This window comes from Candidatus Thalassolituus haligoni (genome assembly GCF_041222825.1).
Classification (GTDB): domain Bacteria; phylum Pseudomonadota; class Gammaproteobacteria; order Pseudomonadales; family Oceanobacteraceae; genus Oceanobacter; species Oceanobacter antarcticus.
The window spans coordinates 1,314,830-1,331,769 of the sequence record NZ_CP139482.1 but is presented as its reverse complement, the minus strand read 5'-3'; the positions used below and the strand labels follow the sequence as shown (position 1 = coordinate 1,331,769).

Annotated in this window: 13 protein-coding genes; 6 read left to right on the top strand and 7 right to left on the bottom strand. The window is 55.0% G+C overall.

The genetic code is table 11. The features are described 5' to 3' along the window. Nucleotides 1-180 precede the first annotated feature (180 nt). From SOJ49_RS06040 to pta, 3 genes are all read left to right on the top strand, one after another. Entirely contained in the window at nt 181-1,173 is a 993-nt protein-coding gene (locus SOJ49_RS06040; protein WP_369857334.1) for a methylated-DNA--[protein]-cysteine S-methyltransferase, read from the top strand. 121 nt (nt 1,174-1,294) lie between these two features. Continuing rightward, nucleotides 1,295-2,476, top strand: coding sequence for an acetate/propionate family kinase (locus tag SOJ49_RS06035; protein WP_369857333.1), 1,182 nt, complete (start codon nt 1,295-1,297; stop codon nt 2,474-2,476). After that, entirely contained in the window at nt 2,473-4,524 is a 2,052-nt protein-coding gene (pta, locus tag SOJ49_RS06030) for a phosphate acetyltransferase (protein WP_369857332.1), read from the top strand. Before SOJ49_RS06035 ends, pta begins: the two co-directional genes overlap by 4 nt. 62 nt (nt 4,525-4,586) lie before the next feature. Here pta and SOJ49_RS06025 read toward each other — a convergent pair whose 3' ends face one another. Together SOJ49_RS06025 and SOJ49_RS06020 are read right to left on the bottom strand one after the other, a co-directional pair. Continuing rightward, on the bottom strand, nt 4,587-5,123 hold the full coding sequence (locus tag SOJ49_RS06025; RefSeq protein ID WP_369857331.1) for a DUF924 family protein: 537 nt from the start codon (nt 5,121-5,123) through the stop codon (nt 4,587-4,589). Between the two features lie 56 nt (nt 5,124-5,179). Next, complete coding sequence (locus SOJ49_RS06020; RefSeq protein WP_369857330.1) at nt 5,180-6,280, bottom strand: putative zinc-binding metallopeptidase; 1,101 nt, start codon at nt 6,278-6,280, stop codon at nt 5,180-5,182. A 282-nt stretch (nt 6,281-6,562) separates the two neighbouring features. On the opposite strand from SOJ49_RS06020, the gene SOJ49_RS06015 reads away from it, so the two are divergent. Beyond that, nucleotides 6,563-7,249, top strand: a complete 687-nt coding sequence (locus tag SOJ49_RS06015) for a cyclic nucleotide-binding domain-containing protein (RefSeq protein ID WP_369857329.1) — start codon at nt 6,563-6,565, stop codon at nt 7,247-7,249. A 65-nt stretch (nt 7,250-7,314) separates the two neighbouring features. Here the strand turns inward: SOJ49_RS06015 and SOJ49_RS06010 are convergent, their stop codons facing one another. Further along, the gene (locus SOJ49_RS06010) at nt 7,315-7,461 is read right to left on the bottom strand and encodes a hypothetical protein (RefSeq protein ID WP_369854690.1); all 147 of its coding nucleotides are present in this window, start codon (nt 7,459-7,461) and stop codon (nt 7,315-7,317) included. Between the two features lie 407 nt (nt 7,462-7,868). On the opposite strand from SOJ49_RS06010, the gene nhaD reads away from it, so the two are divergent. After that, a complete protein-coding gene (gene nhaD / locus SOJ49_RS06005) occupies nt 7,869-9,125 on the top strand; it encodes a sodium:proton antiporter NhaD (protein ID WP_369857328.1) in 1,257 nt (418 codons plus the stop codon). 84 nt (nt 9,126-9,209) lie between these two features. Here nhaD and SOJ49_RS06000 read toward each other — a convergent pair whose 3' ends face one another. From SOJ49_RS06000 to SOJ49_RS05985, 4 genes are all read right to left on the bottom strand, one after another. Further along, nucleotides 9,210-9,845 carry a hypothetical protein gene (locus SOJ49_RS06000; RefSeq protein ID WP_369857327.1) on the bottom strand — a complete coding sequence of 212 codons (636 nt, stop codon included), beginning with the start codon at nt 9,843-9,845 and terminating at the stop codon, nt 9,210-9,212. A gap of 140 nt (nt 9,846-9,985) precedes the next feature. Further along, nucleotides 9,986-11,497 (bottom strand): tRNA lysidine(34) synthetase TilS, encoded by a 1,512-nt coding sequence (gene tilS, locus SOJ49_RS05995; protein WP_369857326.1) that lies wholly within the window; start codon nt 11,495-11,497, stop codon nt 9,986-9,988. An 8-nt stretch (nt 11,498-11,505) separates the two neighbouring features. Then, complete coding sequence (gene dnaE / locus SOJ49_RS05990) at nt 11,506-15,006, bottom strand: DNA polymerase III subunit alpha (RefSeq protein ID WP_369857325.1); 3,501 nt, start codon at nt 15,004-15,006, stop codon at nt 11,506-11,508. Nucleotides 15,007-15,130: 124 nt separating this feature from the next. Continuing rightward, nucleotides 15,131-15,847 (bottom strand): pseudouridine synthase, encoded by a 717-nt coding sequence (locus tag SOJ49_RS05985; RefSeq protein ID WP_369857324.1) that lies wholly within the window; start codon nt 15,845-15,847, stop codon nt 15,131-15,133. Nucleotides 15,848-16,006: 159 nt separating this feature from the next. On the opposite strand from SOJ49_RS05985, the gene SOJ49_RS05980 reads away from it, so the two are divergent. After that, nucleotides 16,007-16,939, top strand: a complete 933-nt coding sequence (locus tag SOJ49_RS05980) for a hypothetical protein (RefSeq protein ID WP_369857323.1) — start codon at nt 16,007-16,009, stop codon at nt 16,937-16,939. The last annotated feature ends 1 nt before the right edge of the window (nt 16,940 follow it).

Below are 16,940 nucleotides of genomic sequence, written 5' to 3'. Positions count from 1 at the left end.
TTCTGGTCAACAAAACCGGTCTGTATGCTTCCGCCCCGGCCGTTAGCGATAGGAGAGCGAGCCTGTTCTGCGTATATTCACCTCGGATTAACAGCACAGCGTCGAGTGCCAGAATCGGGTCGCTGCCACCTGGGTAGCCGGGTATGCTTTGGGTTGATTCCCCTACCCGACTTATTTGCCATGAGCGACCTGCATACGTTTTCTGTATTACCGCAGAGTTCTATCCCGTGTTGTGAGCCATACACTGGCGAGCAGCAGTGCCGTGATTTTCTGCGTATTGCCGCCGCTATCGATTATCTGCAACATCATCTGACCGAACAGCCGGAGCTGGAGCCGTTGGCGGCGTATTTACAGCTCAGCCCGAGCTATTGTCTGAAGCTGTTCCAGCGCTGGGCGGGGGTGTCGCCAAAACGTTTTTTACAAACACTCACCACCGCACAGGCTAAACCGCTGCTGCTCGACAATCACAGTCTGCTGGATACCAGCCTGGCGCTGGGGTTGAGCAGCCCGTCCCGTCTTTACGATCACTTTGTCGCTATCGAGGCTGTTACGCCGGGTGATTTCAAGCGTATGGGAGCAGACTTGCTTATCCGTTATGGCCAGGGCTTTACTCTGTTTGGTGAGGCTTTTGTCGCCTGGACCGACCGGGGCATTTGCCAGCTGACGTTTCTCGAGCAGACGCAGGCAGCACCCAAAGCCTCCGCTAACGGCAGCGATAAAGATAACGACACTTTTGATCGTTTGCAGGGCAACTGGCCAAACGCGCAATTAGTGGCAGACAATACCGCTGCCAGCCGTCTTCTCGATCGCTTGTTTCAGCCACTGCAGAAGCGGGATTCATCGCTACAGATGCAACGCATCCCGCTGTTGCTGCGTGGTACCAATTTTCAGGTCAGTGTCTGGCGGGCGTTACTGGAGATTGGCAGTGGATCGCACACAACGTATGGGGCCCTGGCTGCCGCTTTGGGCAGCCCTAACGCCAGCCGTGCGGTCGGGGGAGCCGTCGGTGCCAATCCGGTGGCCTGGCTGATCCCCTGTCATCGGGTGATTCAGGCCAGTGGTGCCATCGGTGGTTATCGCTGGGGAGTCAATCGTAAGGCCGCCATGCTGGCCCGAGAGTCTTGCCACAATCCAGTCCAGGCAGGCGATGCCCCCTTTTGCGGAAGAAGGTGACAAACCCAGAATACAAAGAGAACAAAGAGTGCAACAAATGCGGTTCAGGATGTGATCGATCAACGTCGTCGCCTTGGTTAACGATCATTATAACGGGGCCAAACACCATCAAGGATAGCGAATGAAACAGCCCATTCTGGTCATCAACTGTGGCAGCTCATCCATCAAGTTTGCCCTGTTTCCCGAAGATCACTGTCCCAAAACCACGTTCACGGGCGTCGCCGAACGCCTGGGAGAAGATGAACCTCATCTGATCCTGCACGGCGACCCCGAAATACGCATCGATCTGGCACCAGGATCAGGCCACAAGGAAGGCATGCGGGCCTTTATCCATGCCACTCAGGACAAACTCCACGACCTTGCCGGTGTCGGTCATCGGGTGGTGCATGGTGGCGAACGCTTCCATGACAGTATTTTGCTGGATGCCGACAATATTGCCGAGCTGGAAACCTTGTCACCCCTGGCACCGCTGCACAATCCGATGAATCTGACCGGTATTCATTTGTGCAAAGAACTGTTCCCTGCTGCGCCTCAGGTCGCGGTTTTTGATACGGCTTTTCACCAGAGTATTCCAGAGCAAACCTGGCTCTATGGCACACCGTATGATTGGTACGAAAAGGCCGGTGTGCGACGTTATGGTTTTCATGGCACCAGCTACCGTTACATTCTGGAGCAGGCCAGCCAGAGGCTGTCCAAACCGGCGGCCTCCCTCAATTTACTGATCAGTCATTTGGGCAATGGCTGTAGCGTTTGCGCTGTCAGAGCAGGGCAATCTGTCGATACCAGCATGGGTCTGACTCCGCTGGAAGGCGTGGTGATGGGCACCCGCTGCGGCAATATCGATCCAGGACTGGCCCAGCATATGTTGCATCATTCCGACCTCAGCATGGACGACATTATGACGGCGCTTAACAAACACAGCGGTCTGAAGGGGTTATCCGGTATCGGCAACGATATGCGGGTATTACTCGAGTCGGAAGCCGAAGGACATGCAGGTGCCAAACGCGCCATCAATGTCTTCACCTTTCGTATTGCGCGCGAGCTGGCAGCGCTGTCCTGCTCTTTGCCTCACCTTGACGCAGTGATCTTTACCGGCGGTATCGGCGAACATGCCAGTGATATTCGCCAGCGTATTCTGGCCCAATGGCAGAGCATGCCGTTCCTGCTGGACGATCAGCTCAACCAGCAGCACGGTGATCAACAGGGACGCATCAGTCAGCCAGATACTCCTCTGGTGATGGTCATCCCGACCTCCGAAGAAACCATGATTGCCAACGATACACGGACGCTGATCAGCCAATGATTCATCTGCTTATTGCTCCGACCGGAGTCGATGCCGGTCTCACCACCATCAGTCTGGGCCTGTTACATGCGCTGGATACTTTGGGTGTCAAAACCGCGTTTCTGAAACCGGTGGCGGCGTTAACCAATGAACCGGAGCGTTCCACCACTCTGGTACGCTCCGTCATGGGTATTCAGACACCGATACCCATGGCACTGGATGCGGTACAGCAGCGTATTAATACTGGCCAGCTGGATCGGGTGCTGGAAGATGTGGTCGCACTGCATGAAGAGACCAGCCGTCAACAACCGGATGTGGTCATTATTGAAGGCATCGTTCCCGACCGAACCGAGCCTTACACCGCGCGCCTTAATGTCGAAATGGCCAAGGCACTGGGAGCCGATGTACTGCTGGTACTCAGTGGTCACCACCACAGCGGCATCCAGGTAAAGCATGAACTGCAATTACAAGCCGGGCTGTTCCGCGCCGCCGATGTTAATGTGATCGGCCACATTATTAACAAGGCCGACGATAGCCACCAAACCGAGATGGCGGATGATTTACCACCGTGCATGGGGCGGATGCCCTGGAACCCGGAACTGACGCAGCCCCGTAGCAGCGATGTGTGCAAAACGATCGGTGCCAGCCTGCTCAATGAAGGGGAATTAACACAACGCCGGGTTGCCAACATTCTGATGGGCGCCCGCACTCTGCGCCACACCCTCGCCCAGTTAAAGCCAGGTACGCTCTTGGTCACACCCTCCGACCGGGAAGATCTGATACTGGCGGCTTCGATGGTCAGTCTGGGAGGAACACCATTGGCCGGACTGCTGCTGACCGATGGTGGTCAGCCCTGTGAACAGATACAGCAAGCCTGTCGCAGCGCCTGGGCCGGGGGATTGCCGGTGATGACCACAGCGGAAGACCTGACCAGCGTGGCCATCCGCCTGCAACAACTCAGCCATCAAGTACCTGTCGATGATGTTGAGCGGGTGTTGCGCATCATGGCCAGTGTCGCCAGCCAGATAGACACCCAGGCTCTGGTCGATGCGCTGGGAGCACCCCATGCTACCCGGCTCAGCCCTGCGGCCTTTCGATACTCACTGGTGCAAAAAGCCATCGCTGCCAATCAATGTATTGTGTTGCCAGAAGGTAATGAACCGCGCACGATCGAAGCCGCGATTGAATGTCAGAAACGCGGCATTGCCCGTTGTATTCTGCTGGGTGACCCGGATGAAATCCGCCTGTTAATAAAAGCCAGGGGTCTGGAACTGCCAGAGGGTTTGCAGATACTGCGGCCAGCAAGCCTGCGCTCTCAGTACGTCGATGCCATGGTCGAGTTACGCAAACACAAACAACTGACGCGGGACTGTGCCAGCGTGGAACTGGAAGATAACGTCGTGCTCGCCACCATGATGCTGCAATGCAGCGATGTCGATGGGCTGGTATCTGGTGCGGTTCACACGACTGCCAATACCATTCGTCCGGCGTTGCAGCTGATTCGCACCGCACCGGGGGCCAAACTGGTGTCATCGGTATTTTTTATGGGCTTACCCGACCAGGTGCTGGTGTATGGCGATTGTGCCGTCAACCCGGATCCCAGTGCCGAAGAGCTGGCAGATATTGCTATCCAGAGTGCCGACTCTGCTGCGGCCATGGGCATCGAGCCCAGAGTCGCCATGATCAGCTACAGTACAGGTGCCTCGGGCACGGGTAACGATGTCGAAAAAGTGCGTCAGGCAACGGCTCTGGTTAAACAGCAGCGCAGCGATATTCTGATCGATGGCCCATTACAATACGATGCCGCCACCACACCAGCGGTCGCCCACAGCAAGGCACCCAACAGCCCGGTCGCTGGCAAGGCCACGGTGCTGATTTTCCCGGATCTGAATACCGGCAACACCACCTACAAAGCGGTTCAGCGCAGTGCCCGAGTCATCAGTATTGGCCCCATGCTGCAAGGCTTGGCCAAACCCGTGAATGATCTGTCACGAGGTGCCAGCGTCGAGGATATTATCTATACCATTGCCCTGACCGCCATTCAGGCAACCCGTATAACCCCGATATAAAGGCAGCTTTCAGGGGCTACGGGTCAAGGGCTACGGGTCAGAAAAACGGCCGCCGCAGTCACTCAGAAGGCCGAACCCGGCTGCTGCAAAAAAGCGAGTTCGGCAACGGTCGATTCACGCCCCAGGATGGCATTACGGTGCGGATAACGACCAAACTGCTCAATAATATCCCGGTGGCGATGCTCAAAGGTCAGGGTATTTTCGATGCCATTTTGCTCGAACAATCGCACCGCTTCGGTATGTACCAAGCGGGATTCACTGTGCATAAACGGCATATAGAGGAAATTTCGCTGCATGCTGTTCAGTTCCTGATCGGCATGCTGCCGAACGGCTTCCTGAGCCAGTACCAGCGCCATGCCATCCTGGGCAAATGCTCGCGGGTGATCGCGAAACAGGTTGCGGGAAAACTGATCCAGTACAATCACTTCCGCCAGGCATCCATGGGGTTCATTACGCCATTGCCATAACTCTCCGGCACAGGCGCGTCGATGCAGGTCACCAAATTGCTGCCGGATCTGCTCATCAAATGCAGTATCTTTAGCAAACCATTGCCTGGGTTCAATATCTTCAAACCAGAAATCAATGACTTCCCAAAACATTTAGCGTTACCTCCTGGCGGGTTGATTCTCGGCGGCAATTATCCGCAGAAACAAGGTCAGATTTGAGTCACCGTCGCAATCGGCGTCGTTTGCCGCCACTGCCATAACAGTTGATGAATAAATGTCAGTTTGGCCACGACGGCATCCGTCAGTACAAATGGGTACAAATCCGGCTGCCCCATACTGCGATTAAGGCTGTTGACGGCATAGGTGACGGGCAAACAGACGTCGAGAATAACGCTAAAGTCTTGCTGTTGATAAGGATCAAATACCGCCTGAGTGCATAACTGAGAACCGCCAGAAAGTGGCGCTAGCGATAAACCAAAGGCGAAGGCGGTTTCCAGCATGTCAATCAGATGCAGGTAGTGAGCCCAGGTTTCTGCCCAATCTTCCCAAGGGTGTGACGTAGCATAGGCGCTGACAAATTGCTGACGCCATGAGGAGGGAGCACCTTGCTGGTAATAACGCGCCATCGTTTCGCCATAGTCGGCGCGTTCATCACCAAAACACTCCCGAAAGCGGCACAGTACCGAGTCATCCGGCTGCACCAGCAATTCCCAGTAATAATGTCCGATCTCATGGCGAAAATGACCGATCAGGGTTCGATAGGACTCGTCCATATCTTCCCGTATCTGCTCTCGTTCCACATTATCCGCTTCGTTGAGATTGATCGTGACCAGGCCATCAGCATGCCCTGTGGTTGCAGCCACGCCTTCTGGCAGTGCTCCATCTTCATCAATAAAGTCAAACGCTAGGCCGCTGTCTGGTTGATCCTGCTTGCTTGCCAGCGGCAAACGAAAGCGAAATAAACTGTACACCAGCCGATGTTTGGCAATTTCCAGCATTCGCCAGGCATGCTGATGGCCACTCCGGGCAAGATTGGGAATATGACGATTCAGACGACAGGCTGAACATAAGGTATCGGTGCTGTCTGCGGCTACCAGCCAGTTACAGACATTTTGTTGATGGTTATCACAGTAACGCCAACGCGCACTTGGTATCACCGAGGCTTCCCAGCTGGATTCCTGGTCAGCACGTATCAGCGGCACCAGTTGCTCCAATTCGGGGAGGTATCCCAACGGACTCTGACAGCGCTCACACAGCGTGTTTTCAAAATACAGAACGTGCTGACACTTAGAACACTGGAACAGTTTCATGAGCAATTCCTGGCAGCCAACAATCAAAGACCAGTTTGCCCACTGATTGTTGCAAAGGTGTCGCCGATATTGCCCTGCCGATGGCTTGACAATACCCTGAATCATATCAAACAGGTTCTCTAACTCTTTGTTAAAAAAGCGATTTTTAATCAGTTAACCATTTATAAATTTTTTCACCCGAAACGGCAAAAAAGTCAAAATCACATTGATCTCGACCCAAACCAGAACGATATGCCGTGCTATAGTCGTGCCATTCTGACACTGCCAACTGCAGGAAAATCTATGCGACGCATAACTCGTGAGGATTGCCCTCCAGATACACTTCATCGTCTTCTGGCTGGCGTAACCTTCTACAAGGAGCTGATCCACACCGATCAGACCCAGTTCGAACTATTGATGTCCCTGACACAATTTGGTTTTGCCGAACAGGGCGAAACCATCTTGCACAAGGACGAACCCGCCAACATTCTCTATTTTCTCTTGCGAGGAGAACTGGAGGTGCTGGCAGACGATAACAGCACACCGATCAATATTATCAGCGCCGGGGAATTACTGGGCGTGATGGCGATGGTACTGGATGACCGCCGTTCTGCCTCGCTGCGAGTCAAGACCCGTAATGCCATCCTCGCCGGTGTCGATTACGAGCACTTCCGCGACATCAGTGATTTTTCGATGTTTACCCTAGCCACCAAACTCAGCTTTTTCCGTATGCTGACAGCCAATATCCGCTGGAACATCGAGAAAAACCGCTTCGCCAATCCATCCCATCCTTTGGTGTCCAGGCTGCGCACAATTCCTCTGTTTTCCGGCTCACGAGACACTCCCGAGGAACTGGAAGCCTTGCGCGTACAAGCCCATGTGCTGGCTGAATTGCTGTGTGACTGGAACGCATCACCGGCTGATGCAACCGCACTGACCAACGCAACAGTACAAGCTGCTGCAACAACGACGATAACAACCGTCGGCTGACCTGTCCGCTCAAGGGGACATCTATTTAATCCGGTGCTCACTCTGGGCCACCGGATGGTTTCGAATCACGAAGCCGACTTGCAGGCCTGACGGGTCAAGTCAAAAGTCGGCGACACCGAGTCGAGATCATCCGGCAGCCCCCGAAGGGCGCGGGTTGCCGCCGTCCAGTGCGGTGTTGACGAATTTGAAAAGGACTCGTCATTTCGCTGCATTCGTCGCCTTGCCCTGAACAACGGCAACACTCGCGCAGAGCCGTGCAGGATTAAATAGATGTCCCCTCAAGACTGGAGACGACCTGGACGTTGTCTCCGCGACTGCCCGAACAACAGCGCACCATCATATTGCCAACCAGACCCCATATGGAGCCAAGTCGCAACGGCTGTCTTTGTTACGATAAAAACAGGTTTTATTTCTGACTATTTCAAGGTTTTTCGTACCATTAACGACACCAAAGTATTGCTGAGTTCGTTAATTAACCACTTTTACACCAACAATTTCTGCTCTAGAATTGCCGCCCCTACTACTTACTGGTGATGAACACTTCTTCCCTCTCAATACGGCTACCCTGGGCTACCGTGATGTCTGGTGAATGAGTTTTTCATCAATTCCTGGAGCCTGCATGACAGACATACTGCATTACCTGCTAATAGGTCTGGCCGTTCTCGGCCTGCTATCCGTCGTTCTCGAAGAAATCATCCATGTTAACAAAGCACAATCGGTGCTGTTCCTTGGCGCCCTGTCCTGGGTATTACTGTTTATATTCAGCTCTGCCGACCCAGGTGAACACGACAGCGTGATTTATGGACTGGGGGAAAATATCGGTGAAATCGCCAGCCTCTGGCTATTCCTGCTCGCCGCCATGACGTTTGTGGTTTATCTGAACAAAAAAGGCTTGATTGAAAGCCTGATTTACAAGGTACTGCCCAACCAGATATCCGAACGCAAGCTGCTGTTTCTGACGGGTCTGTTCTCTTTTGTATTTTCTTCCCTGGCCGACAACATCACTGCGACACTGATTTCCATTGCCCTGATTCTGTCGCTGGATTTGCCAATACGTAAAACCCTGCGTTTTGCCACTCTGGTGGTCTTTGCCGTGAACTCAGGTGGTGTCGCCATGATCACTGGCGACGTCACCACTCTGATGATTTTCCTTGAGGGCAAGGTCACCATCACCAACCTGCTGTTACTGTCGCTTCCATCATTGATGGCAGTACTCTTGCTGGCAGCCATACTGTCGATTCCACTCAAAGAAACGGCCATCATTCGGCGTAAAACCCATGATCTGCAAGCGGTCGATTTTGCCATTGCCGCGATCTTTATCTGTACCATCATTGCCACTATTGCAGGTAATGTGCTGTTCGATATCCCACCGGTACTGAGCTTTCTGACCGGTCTGGCGGTGATGTTTCTGGTCGCCCGCGCCTACGGTGAAGACACCGAAAACGACCCGATCCTCAACTATGTTCGTCAGATCGAGTTCGATACCCTGTTGTTCTTCCTTGGTATTTTGTTACTGGTCGGCGCACTGAAAGAAATTCACGCGCTGGATTCATTCGTCAGTCTGTACGAACACCTGCCCGCCTGGTCGGCCAATTACCTGATGGGCTTGCTGTCATCGCTGATTGATAACGTGCCATTAACCGCAGCCTTGCTGAAAGCCGACGTCACCATGAGCCTGGCAGAATGGCTGTCGTTGACTTACGCCGTCGGCGTCGGTGGTTCATTGCTGATTATTGGTTCGGCAGCAGGGATTGTTGCCATGAGCAAAATTGAGGCATTAACCTTCGGCACCTATCTACGCTTTGTCGTGGCCTTGTTACTGGCCTATACCATTGGCTATATCGCGGTGCTGGGACTGGGGATGGTTATTTCCTGAGCCGGAACCGGCTCCGTTGGCAGAGTGGTGGGGAAGCTGACTTCCCCACCACTCTGCCCATGTAACACCGGACGCGTGCCCAGCTCAGGGTAATTTGAACCTCAGTTCAACCTCAGCACCGGTGATGGTATCTCGCAACGGCTTGGTCTCTGCCGCTTCAGACTCATCCCAGTGTAATTTGCCGGACAAATCCAGTGCCGACCCGGTTTGCGGCTGAGCATTAAAAACATTAGGTAACAGTGCCGAGGCTGTTCCGTACGTCAGTTGCTCTTGTCCGATGGTCTCGGGAAGGTGCAGGTTTAACGGCTGACGAGCCTGCTGTTGCATCTGTTGCTCCAGCGCTTGCTGTTGTTCCGTCGGTGGCTGCCATTCCTCAGTTTCGACCGTCAGTTCCGGCGACTGAAGATCGTCACCAGATGGCTTAACGTCCACTGCTGCTGCAATACCGGATCCTGCCTGTTCGTCAGCCAACGCTTCACCCTGATAAGTCGCCACGGGTATCAATTCAGGCTCCACCCTCTCAGGCGCAGCATCAGACGCAATACTTGGCAGAGCAAGCGGTGTACCGCGCCCTGATTCGTCCCCTGATGGATACTCGCCCTGCGCGTCACCCATAATCCGGGTGTCTTCGACAGATTGCAGCTGCGTAACCTGCCAATACCCTGCCACTGCGACCCCCGTGACCAGTACCACTAATCCTGCGATCAGACCTTGCTGCATGTACCCTCGTTTATTGATAATTTTTTACGGTGAAAAAGAAAATGCGGGTCATCAACCAGCGCTGAACAAGGCCAGAAAAGACGATTCTGACCAAGACACATGTCGTTTTGGAGTCTGCAAAGACCATCAGGTTCCGCTGATTACGGCACCGAAGGAGCAGGACACGACTGCCACACCAGTCGATACCCCGGTTGGCCCACCTTGGTAATAACAGACTGATCAGCCGCTATCCCTGCAACGGCAACCAACCGTTCATGCTGCAGTAACAGCGGCCAATGTGGCCGCAACCAGGGCGGAATTCCGGCTTCTTGCCACAGTTGCTTCAATGATTTGGACGGACGCCCTGGCGGCCGTAGCAGCAGCGCATGCGACAGTTCGAGGTGAGCCTGGCAAGTGAGCTGATAGTCACCAAACAGCAATACGATGGCAGAGTCAGTCCCCGCAGACTGGCAATGCTCGGCGACCAGTTCGCCCAGCGACCATCTTGTCAGCAAGCAGCACGTTGCGCCTGCCTGAGTGTCTGGCAAGGTCAGAGCAAGAGTCGCAGGTACGGTGACAGGCCAGTGTCGATCCGACAGCACCAGGTACAAGCGTCCCCGAAACCGACGTACCTGAACATCTCCCAACCCAACCACTATCTGTGCATCCGCCGCTGCATATAACGCCTGTTCTACCAGTTCGGCCAGCCGTGCCTCACTGGCAACCTCTACCGCGGCGTGCTGAAACCAGGCATACAGCAGCGGCTCATGCAACACTTTGGGCTGATCCTGCCAGCGTTTGATATTCAGACTGGAACCAGCGTTGCCGGGCCAGTTATCAGCGTCGGTGCATAACTCAAGCACCGGTGCTAACAGATGGTCAAACGCAGCCTTGTCTGCTGCCAGACGCCGGGCAGTACGCTTGAGTGAGTGTTCACGACCAGGAAAACGGCGGTACAACTCCGGCAACAGCACCTGCCGCCACCAGTTCCGCTCCAACCGGGTATCCTGATTGGAGGGGTCGTCTACCCAGCGTAGCAGGTGTGCCTGTGCATACTGCAGCAGCTGTTGTCGCGAACAGTCCAGCAAAGGCCGTAACAGCCGGGGCGATCCCTCCTCGCCTGGTCGGTTGTCTGAGCGCTCAACCAGTCGTCTTGCCGAGGATAGATAACGTTGTTGCGGCATACCCGCCAATCCACTCAGGCCGCTACCACGGGTCAGGCGATTGAACAGGGTCTCGACCTGATCATCAGCATGATGCCCCAGCAACAGCCAATCGTCAGGCTGGCAATAACGCTGAAACACCTCGTAACGGGCACGACGGGCGGCCTGTTCGATACCACCCTGGCAGCGACCAAGATGAACCCGTTCAACGGTCAGAGGTATTCCCAACGCCTGGCACTGCTGCGAACAAAACCCGGCCCAGTCGTCCGCTTCTGCCATCAAGCCATGATGCACATGAATAGCATGCAATCCGGCACATGACGATGCCCCTCCTTGCTGCCACCACTGCGCCAGCAAATGCAGCAAAACGCAGGAGTCCATGCCACCACTGAAGCCGACCCAGAGCTGGCTTGCCGGGCTGATCCGGGTTGCCAGCAACTCGTCCAGCCGTTGCAGAAGAGCGCCTTCTACGCCCTCAGCGCCAGTGACTGACGCGTCAGCAAGACTCATGGCAAATCTCAGCCGAACACCAGTTCGACGGCTTGCTCGCCAAATTCGTAACGCAATTGCAGTAGCTGGTCGTCGGTGGGGTTGACCCGCCACTCGTCGCCGAGCCGAATATCACAGCGGGCGGTATCATTATGGTAATCCAGCACAATCGGGCACCCTCCTTCCAGTGGCTGCAACAGCTGCCCCAGCAATTGGCAGGATTGATCATCCAGCCGCTCGCCATTCATCTGGATACGAATGGATTTGGCAAAGTTCAGCCGGGCCTGACTGATCTCCATCGCCGAGCGACCGATCGCCTTCAGCCCGCCCGAATAGGCGTCGTGGCTGATCTGGGCTTCGACCACCAGCACCTTGTCTTTTGCTACCACCTCACGCACTTGTTCGTAGACGTCGGAAAACAGCGCCACTTCCATGCGACCAGAGCGGTCGTCCAGGGTCACGAAACACATGTTTTCGCCGCGTTTGTTTTTCATCAGCCGCATATCAACCACCAGCCCTGCCAGCTTCTGCGGTTTTTTGTTGTCTTGCAGGTTAACCAGTTTGGTTGGTGCCAGCTGACGCACTTCAGCTTCGTATTCATCGAACGGGTGTCCGCTAACAAACAGGCCGAGGGTGTCCTTCTCACCTTGCAGGCGTTCTTTTAACGTCCAGTCACGCAGGCGACGGAAACGTTCGTAAGGGTCAGCCCCCACAGCAGCTTCAGCCTGCACCTCGCCAAACAGATCCACCATACCGGCGGCTTCGTTAGCAGCGGTTTGGCCTGCACTTTTCATGGCATCTTCAATACTGGCCATCAATACCGCACGGGGTGCGGTAACCGGCAAGTTGTCGAAGGCACCGCAGCGCACCAGCGCTTCGAGAACGCGTTTGTTGATTTTTTTACCGTCAACACGCTGGCAAAAATCAAACAGATGCTGGAATGGTTCACCGGCTTCACGTGCTTCGATAATGGCATCAATCGGGCCTTCTCCGACGCCTTTTACCGCACCGAGGCCGTAGACAATGGCTTCGTCGGCGTTAACGGTAAAACCAAAACGCGACTGATTAACATCCGGCAGTACCAGCTCAATACCCATCTCGCGGCATTCTTCAAAGAAGATCACCACCTTGTCGGTATTCTGCATGTCGGAGGTTAATACCGCCGCCATAAAGGGCGCCGGGTAGTGCGTTTTTAACCACAGCGTTTGGTACGACACCACGGCATAGGCGGCCGAGTGGGATTTGTTAAAACCGTAACCGGCGAATTTTTCCACCAGGTCGAAGATTTTCATCGCCAGATCCGGGTCAACCCCGGTATCAATAGCACCGGTGCGGAAAATATCCCGCTGTTTGGCCATTTCTTCCGGCTTTTTCTTCCCCATGGCACGCCGCAGCATATCCGCGCCACCCAGGGTGTAACCGGCCAGTACCTGGGCGATTTGCATCACCTGTTCCTGATAGACGATGACGCCATAGGTCGGTTCGAGGACTTCCTTCAGGCTTGGGTGTTCGAAGTCCGGGTGTGGATAGGCGACCTTGGCACGACCGTGTTTACGGTTGATAAAGTCGTCCACCATGCCGGACTCCAGCGGGCCGGGACGGAACAGTGCCACCAGGGCGATCATGTCTTCGATATTGTCGGGTTGCAGGCGGCGGATCAGGTCTTTCATGCCTCGGGATTCGAGCTGGAACACCGCCGTGGTCTGGGCTTTTTTAAGCAGGGTGTACGACGCTTCATCATCAAGCGGAATATGCTCAATCTCGACCGGGGGCAGATTTTCCTTGGCGCGCTTGCTGTTAATGGTTTTTAACGCCCAATCGATAATGGTCAGGGTACGCAAGCCCAAAAAGTCGAATTTCACCAGACCGGCTTCTTCAACGTCATTCTTGTCGAACTGGGTCACCAGACCACTGCCGTCCGGCTCACTGGCGGTGGCGGAAAAGTCGGTCAGTTTGGTCGGCGCAATCACCACACCACCAGCGTGCTTGCCGGTCTGGCGGGCGATACCTTCGAGTTTGAGAGCCATTTCCCAGATTTCCTGGGCTTCTTCGTCTTCGTCCAGAAATTCTTTCAGTGGTGCTTCCGCCGCCAGTGCCTTTTCCAGCGTCATGCCGGGGTCACCCGGGATCAGCTTGGAGAGTCGATCAGCCAGACCAAACGGCTTGCCCTGGGCACGGGCAACGTCACGGACGACCGCCCTGGCAGCCATGGTGCCGAAGGTAACGATCTGGGAGACCGCCTGACGGCCATAGGTATCGGCCACGTAGGCGATGACTTTCTCGCGGTCTTCCATACAGAAGTCGATGTCGAAGTCAGGCATCGATACTCGTTCCGGGTTGAGGAAGCGTTCGAATAGCAGGTCGTATTCGAGCGGATCAAGATCGGTAATTTTCTGCGCATAGGCCACCAGCGAGCCAGCACCGGAGCCTCGCCCCGGCCCCACGGGAATCTCGTGATTCTTGGCCCACTGGATAAAGTCCATCACGATCAGGAAGTAACCGGGAAAACCCATCTGAATAATAATATCCAGCTCGAACTTGAGGCGGTCTTCATACGGCTGGCGCTTTTCGCGGTACTCATCGGACTCTTTTGCAATACCGGCCAGAATCACTTCCAGCCGCTCTTCCAGGCCCACTTGGGAGATTTTGCGGAAAAAATCCGCTTCGCTCATGCCTTCTGGTATCGGGTAGTCGGGCAGGAAGTATTTGCCCAGTAATACTTCTACCGAGCAGCGTTTGGCAATTTCGATGGTGTTCTGAATCGCCGTTGGCGCGTCCGGGAACAGTTCGATCATTTCTTCGGCACTGCGGAAATACTGCTGTTCGCTGTACTCGCGTGGACGGCGCTTGTCATCCAGCGCATAGCCCTGACCAATCGAGACCCGGGTTTCGTGGGCTTCGTAGTCATCAGCGTAAATAAACCGCACGTCATTGGTGGCCACCACCGGGACACGCAACTTGCCCGCCAAAACCAGGCTGGCTTTCACCAGGGTTTCATCACCAGTACGACCGGTGCGCTGGATTTCGAGATAAAAGCGGTCACCAAAAATCCGCTGGTACTCAGCGACCAGAGCTTCGGCAGCATCCAGCTTGCCTTTTAAGACCCGCAGGCCGACATCCCCTTCGCGGGCACCGGAGAGCAAGATCAGGCCGTTGTTTTTTTCGATCAGCCATTCACGTTTGACCACCGGCTTGTCGTGGTGCTGGTTCAGATAAGCCTGGGAAACCAGTTCGCGCAAGCCGAGATAACCGTCCGGGTTCATACACAGTGCCGTTACCCGAAACGGGGCATAGCTGTCTTCCGGGTTTTCGAGCCACAAATCCGCTCCGAGAATCGGCTTGACGCCCTCCCCCAGGCAGCTTTTGTAAAACTTCACCAGCGCATACATATTGCTCTGGTCGGTCAGGGCGACGGCGGGCATGTTCGCTGCCACCGTAGCGCCAATCAGCTTTTTCACCCGCACGGTACTGTCGTAGAGGGAATATTCAGAGTGAACGCGCAGGTGAACAAAAGCAGCTGGAGACGACATGACAATGGCCCGTAGTAATACGTGGAGTAATACGTAGTGATGCGTGGTGACGAGGAATAACAAACCCGGAGTTTACAACAGTTGCTGCCCGCAATCAGGTGATGACTCGGATTGTGCGCGTGTGTCAGCTCTTTATTGCCAGCTGCCAACTCTGTCCCGGCCAACTGTCTGGCGGCAGTTGCCATTGACCGATACTGAGTCGATGCAACCCAAGTACCGGATTCCGAAAGCGGCCAAACATACGTTTGATCTGGTGGTAACGGCCTTCCATCAAGGTTACCAACACTTCCCGCTCGGCAATAATCTCCAGTAACGCCGGACGCGTGGTGATATTTTCGAAGGGAAAATACATACCGGCAGCAAACGCCGTGATGTAATCGGCGTTGACCGGATGCGCCAGCGTCACATGATACACCTTGGCAACTTTGTGCTCTGGTGCCATCAAGCGCTGTGACCAGAGACTGTCATTGGTGAGTAACAGCAGGCCACTGGACGCCCGATCCAGACGCCCGACGATGTGCAGCTGCTCCAGCTGCGCCGGTTCTAACGGACACTCAGTACTGTGTCGTAACTGGTCGATCACCGTCGTATGCTCGTTATCACGGGTCGCACTGACCACGCCAACCGGCTTGTTCATGGCCAGATACAACGGCTGTTGTTGTTGCAAGACCACGTGATCCAGCGTCACCAGACTGAAAGGACCAACCGGCTGGGTAATATCAACCGCTACCTCTCCATCAATGGTGATGCGCCGCTGCGCTAGCAGCAAACGCACATCGCGACGGGAAAACGCCGCGTGTTGGGCAATAAAACGGTCCAGACGATAGCGACAGCTTGCCATACGCAGTCGGAGCTCCGGTGGCGAAAAAGCCGGTCATGATAACAGTCGACCAGCGCAAATTGCAGCGACAATCACTCCTGCCAGCCTTTGATAGGGACTGGATTCGCAACACATTGACCAGTACGCTTTGCTGTCTCTGCTCTCGGTACGAGAAATACCATGCTTCGACACGGATGTTTTGCTCTGTCGCCCCGCCGCCGCTTGCTGCCGCCAGTCATCTTTGCCGGATTGCTGTCTTGCCCGCAGCTGCACGCGGGTGGTATCAACTGGCAAGCCGGGCTGACCTGGCAATACGCCCATCTCTCGCTGGAAGAGAGCCGCCGCCACTACCAACTCGACAATTATGGCCCCACCGTTTCGGCAACGGTAACCTGGGATGAACAATGGTTTATCTCTGGCAGCAGGGATCGCCAGCAGGCCACTGATGACGGACTGAGTTACCAGAACCAGGGCAAGTCAATCACCCTGGGTTATTTGTTACAGGACAGCTGGCTGCGGCTGGATGGCTCTCATTTCCATGAGGAGTACGACGTTCAGTTCGGCGTGCTGGAAGATCGCTATATTGTGCGCCAATCCCGTACCAATCGCTCCCTGACCGCCACCGCCGGACGGGATGTCTGGATCGCTGACCAGTGGCTGCTTAGCAGCCATGTACAACTGGGGCGCACCCTTGGTAACTCAGAACGCAGCGAGTCTGTCGCCGTCGTGGTACCCGGCTCAGGGGGATCTGGGCGTCATGTCACCAGCGTCCAGACATACGATACCCAAACGGGTCTCGACCTGGGTACGGGGTTGAGTCTGACCTGGTTATTGGCAGAGCAACAGAGCCAGCGATTATGGACGCCCGGCATAGCGCTGGATTACCAACGCACCTTGAGCGGTGAACTGTTGTCGACCTCAGCCAGCAACGGCCGCGCCTATCGCCAGCAGCAAACTGGCGCTCGAACAACGGCAGTCACGCAGCAGTGGGCCAGCGCCAGTGTGTTGGTTGCCTTGCTGAATACTCACTGGCAACTCACCAGCCAGCTGGTCATACCCTTGCAGACACCACACGATCAGCGTGTTTCGATCGGTTTCGACTGGTTTTGGTGAC

Coding starts and splice junctions, on each gene's coding strand:
- SOJ49_RS06015 (WP_369857329.1), top strand. CDS start 6,563: ATGCGACGCATAACTCGTGAGGATTGCCCTCCAGATACACTTCATCGT.
- SOJ49_RS06020 (WP_369857330.1), bottom strand. CDS start 6,280: ATGAAACTGTTCCAGTGTTCTAAGTGTCAGCACGTTCTGTATTTTGAA.
- tilS (WP_369857326.1), bottom strand. CDS start 11,497: ATGAGTCTTGCTGACGCGTCAGTCACTGGCGCTGAGGGCGTAGAAGGC.
- SOJ49_RS06040 (WP_369857334.1), top strand. CDS start 181: ATGAGCGACCTGCATACGTTTTCTGTATTACCGCAGAGTTCTATCCCG.
- pta (WP_369857332.1), top strand. CDS start 2,473: ATGATTCATCTGCTTATTGCTCCGACCGGAGTCGATGCCGGTCTCACC.
- SOJ49_RS06010 (WP_369854690.1), bottom strand. CDS start 7,461: ATGCAGCGAAATGACGAGTCCTTTTCAAATTCGTCAACACCGCACTGG.
- SOJ49_RS05980 (WP_369857323.1), top strand. CDS start 16,007: ATGCTTCGACACGGATGTTTTGCTCTGTCGCCCCGCCGCCGCTTGCTG.
- SOJ49_RS06035 (WP_369857333.1), top strand. CDS start 1,295: ATGAAACAGCCCATTCTGGTCATCAACTGTGGCAGCTCATCCATCAAG.
- dnaE (WP_369857325.1), bottom strand. CDS start 15,006: ATGTCGTCTCCAGCTGCTTTTGTTCACCTGCGCGTTCACTCTGAATAT.
- SOJ49_RS06000 (WP_369857327.1), bottom strand. CDS start 9,845: ATGCAGCAAGGTCTGATCGCAGGATTAGTGGTACTGGTCACGGGGGTC.
- SOJ49_RS06025 (WP_369857331.1), bottom strand. CDS start 5,123: ATGTTTTGGGAAGTCATTGATTTCTGGTTTGAAGATATTGAACCCAGG.
- nhaD (WP_369857328.1), top strand. CDS start 7,869: ATGACAGACATACTGCATTACCTGCTAATAGGTCTGGCCGTTCTCGGC.
- SOJ49_RS05985 (WP_369857324.1), bottom strand. CDS start 15,847: ATGGCAAGCTGTCGCTATCGTCTGGACCGTTTTATTGCCCAACACGCG.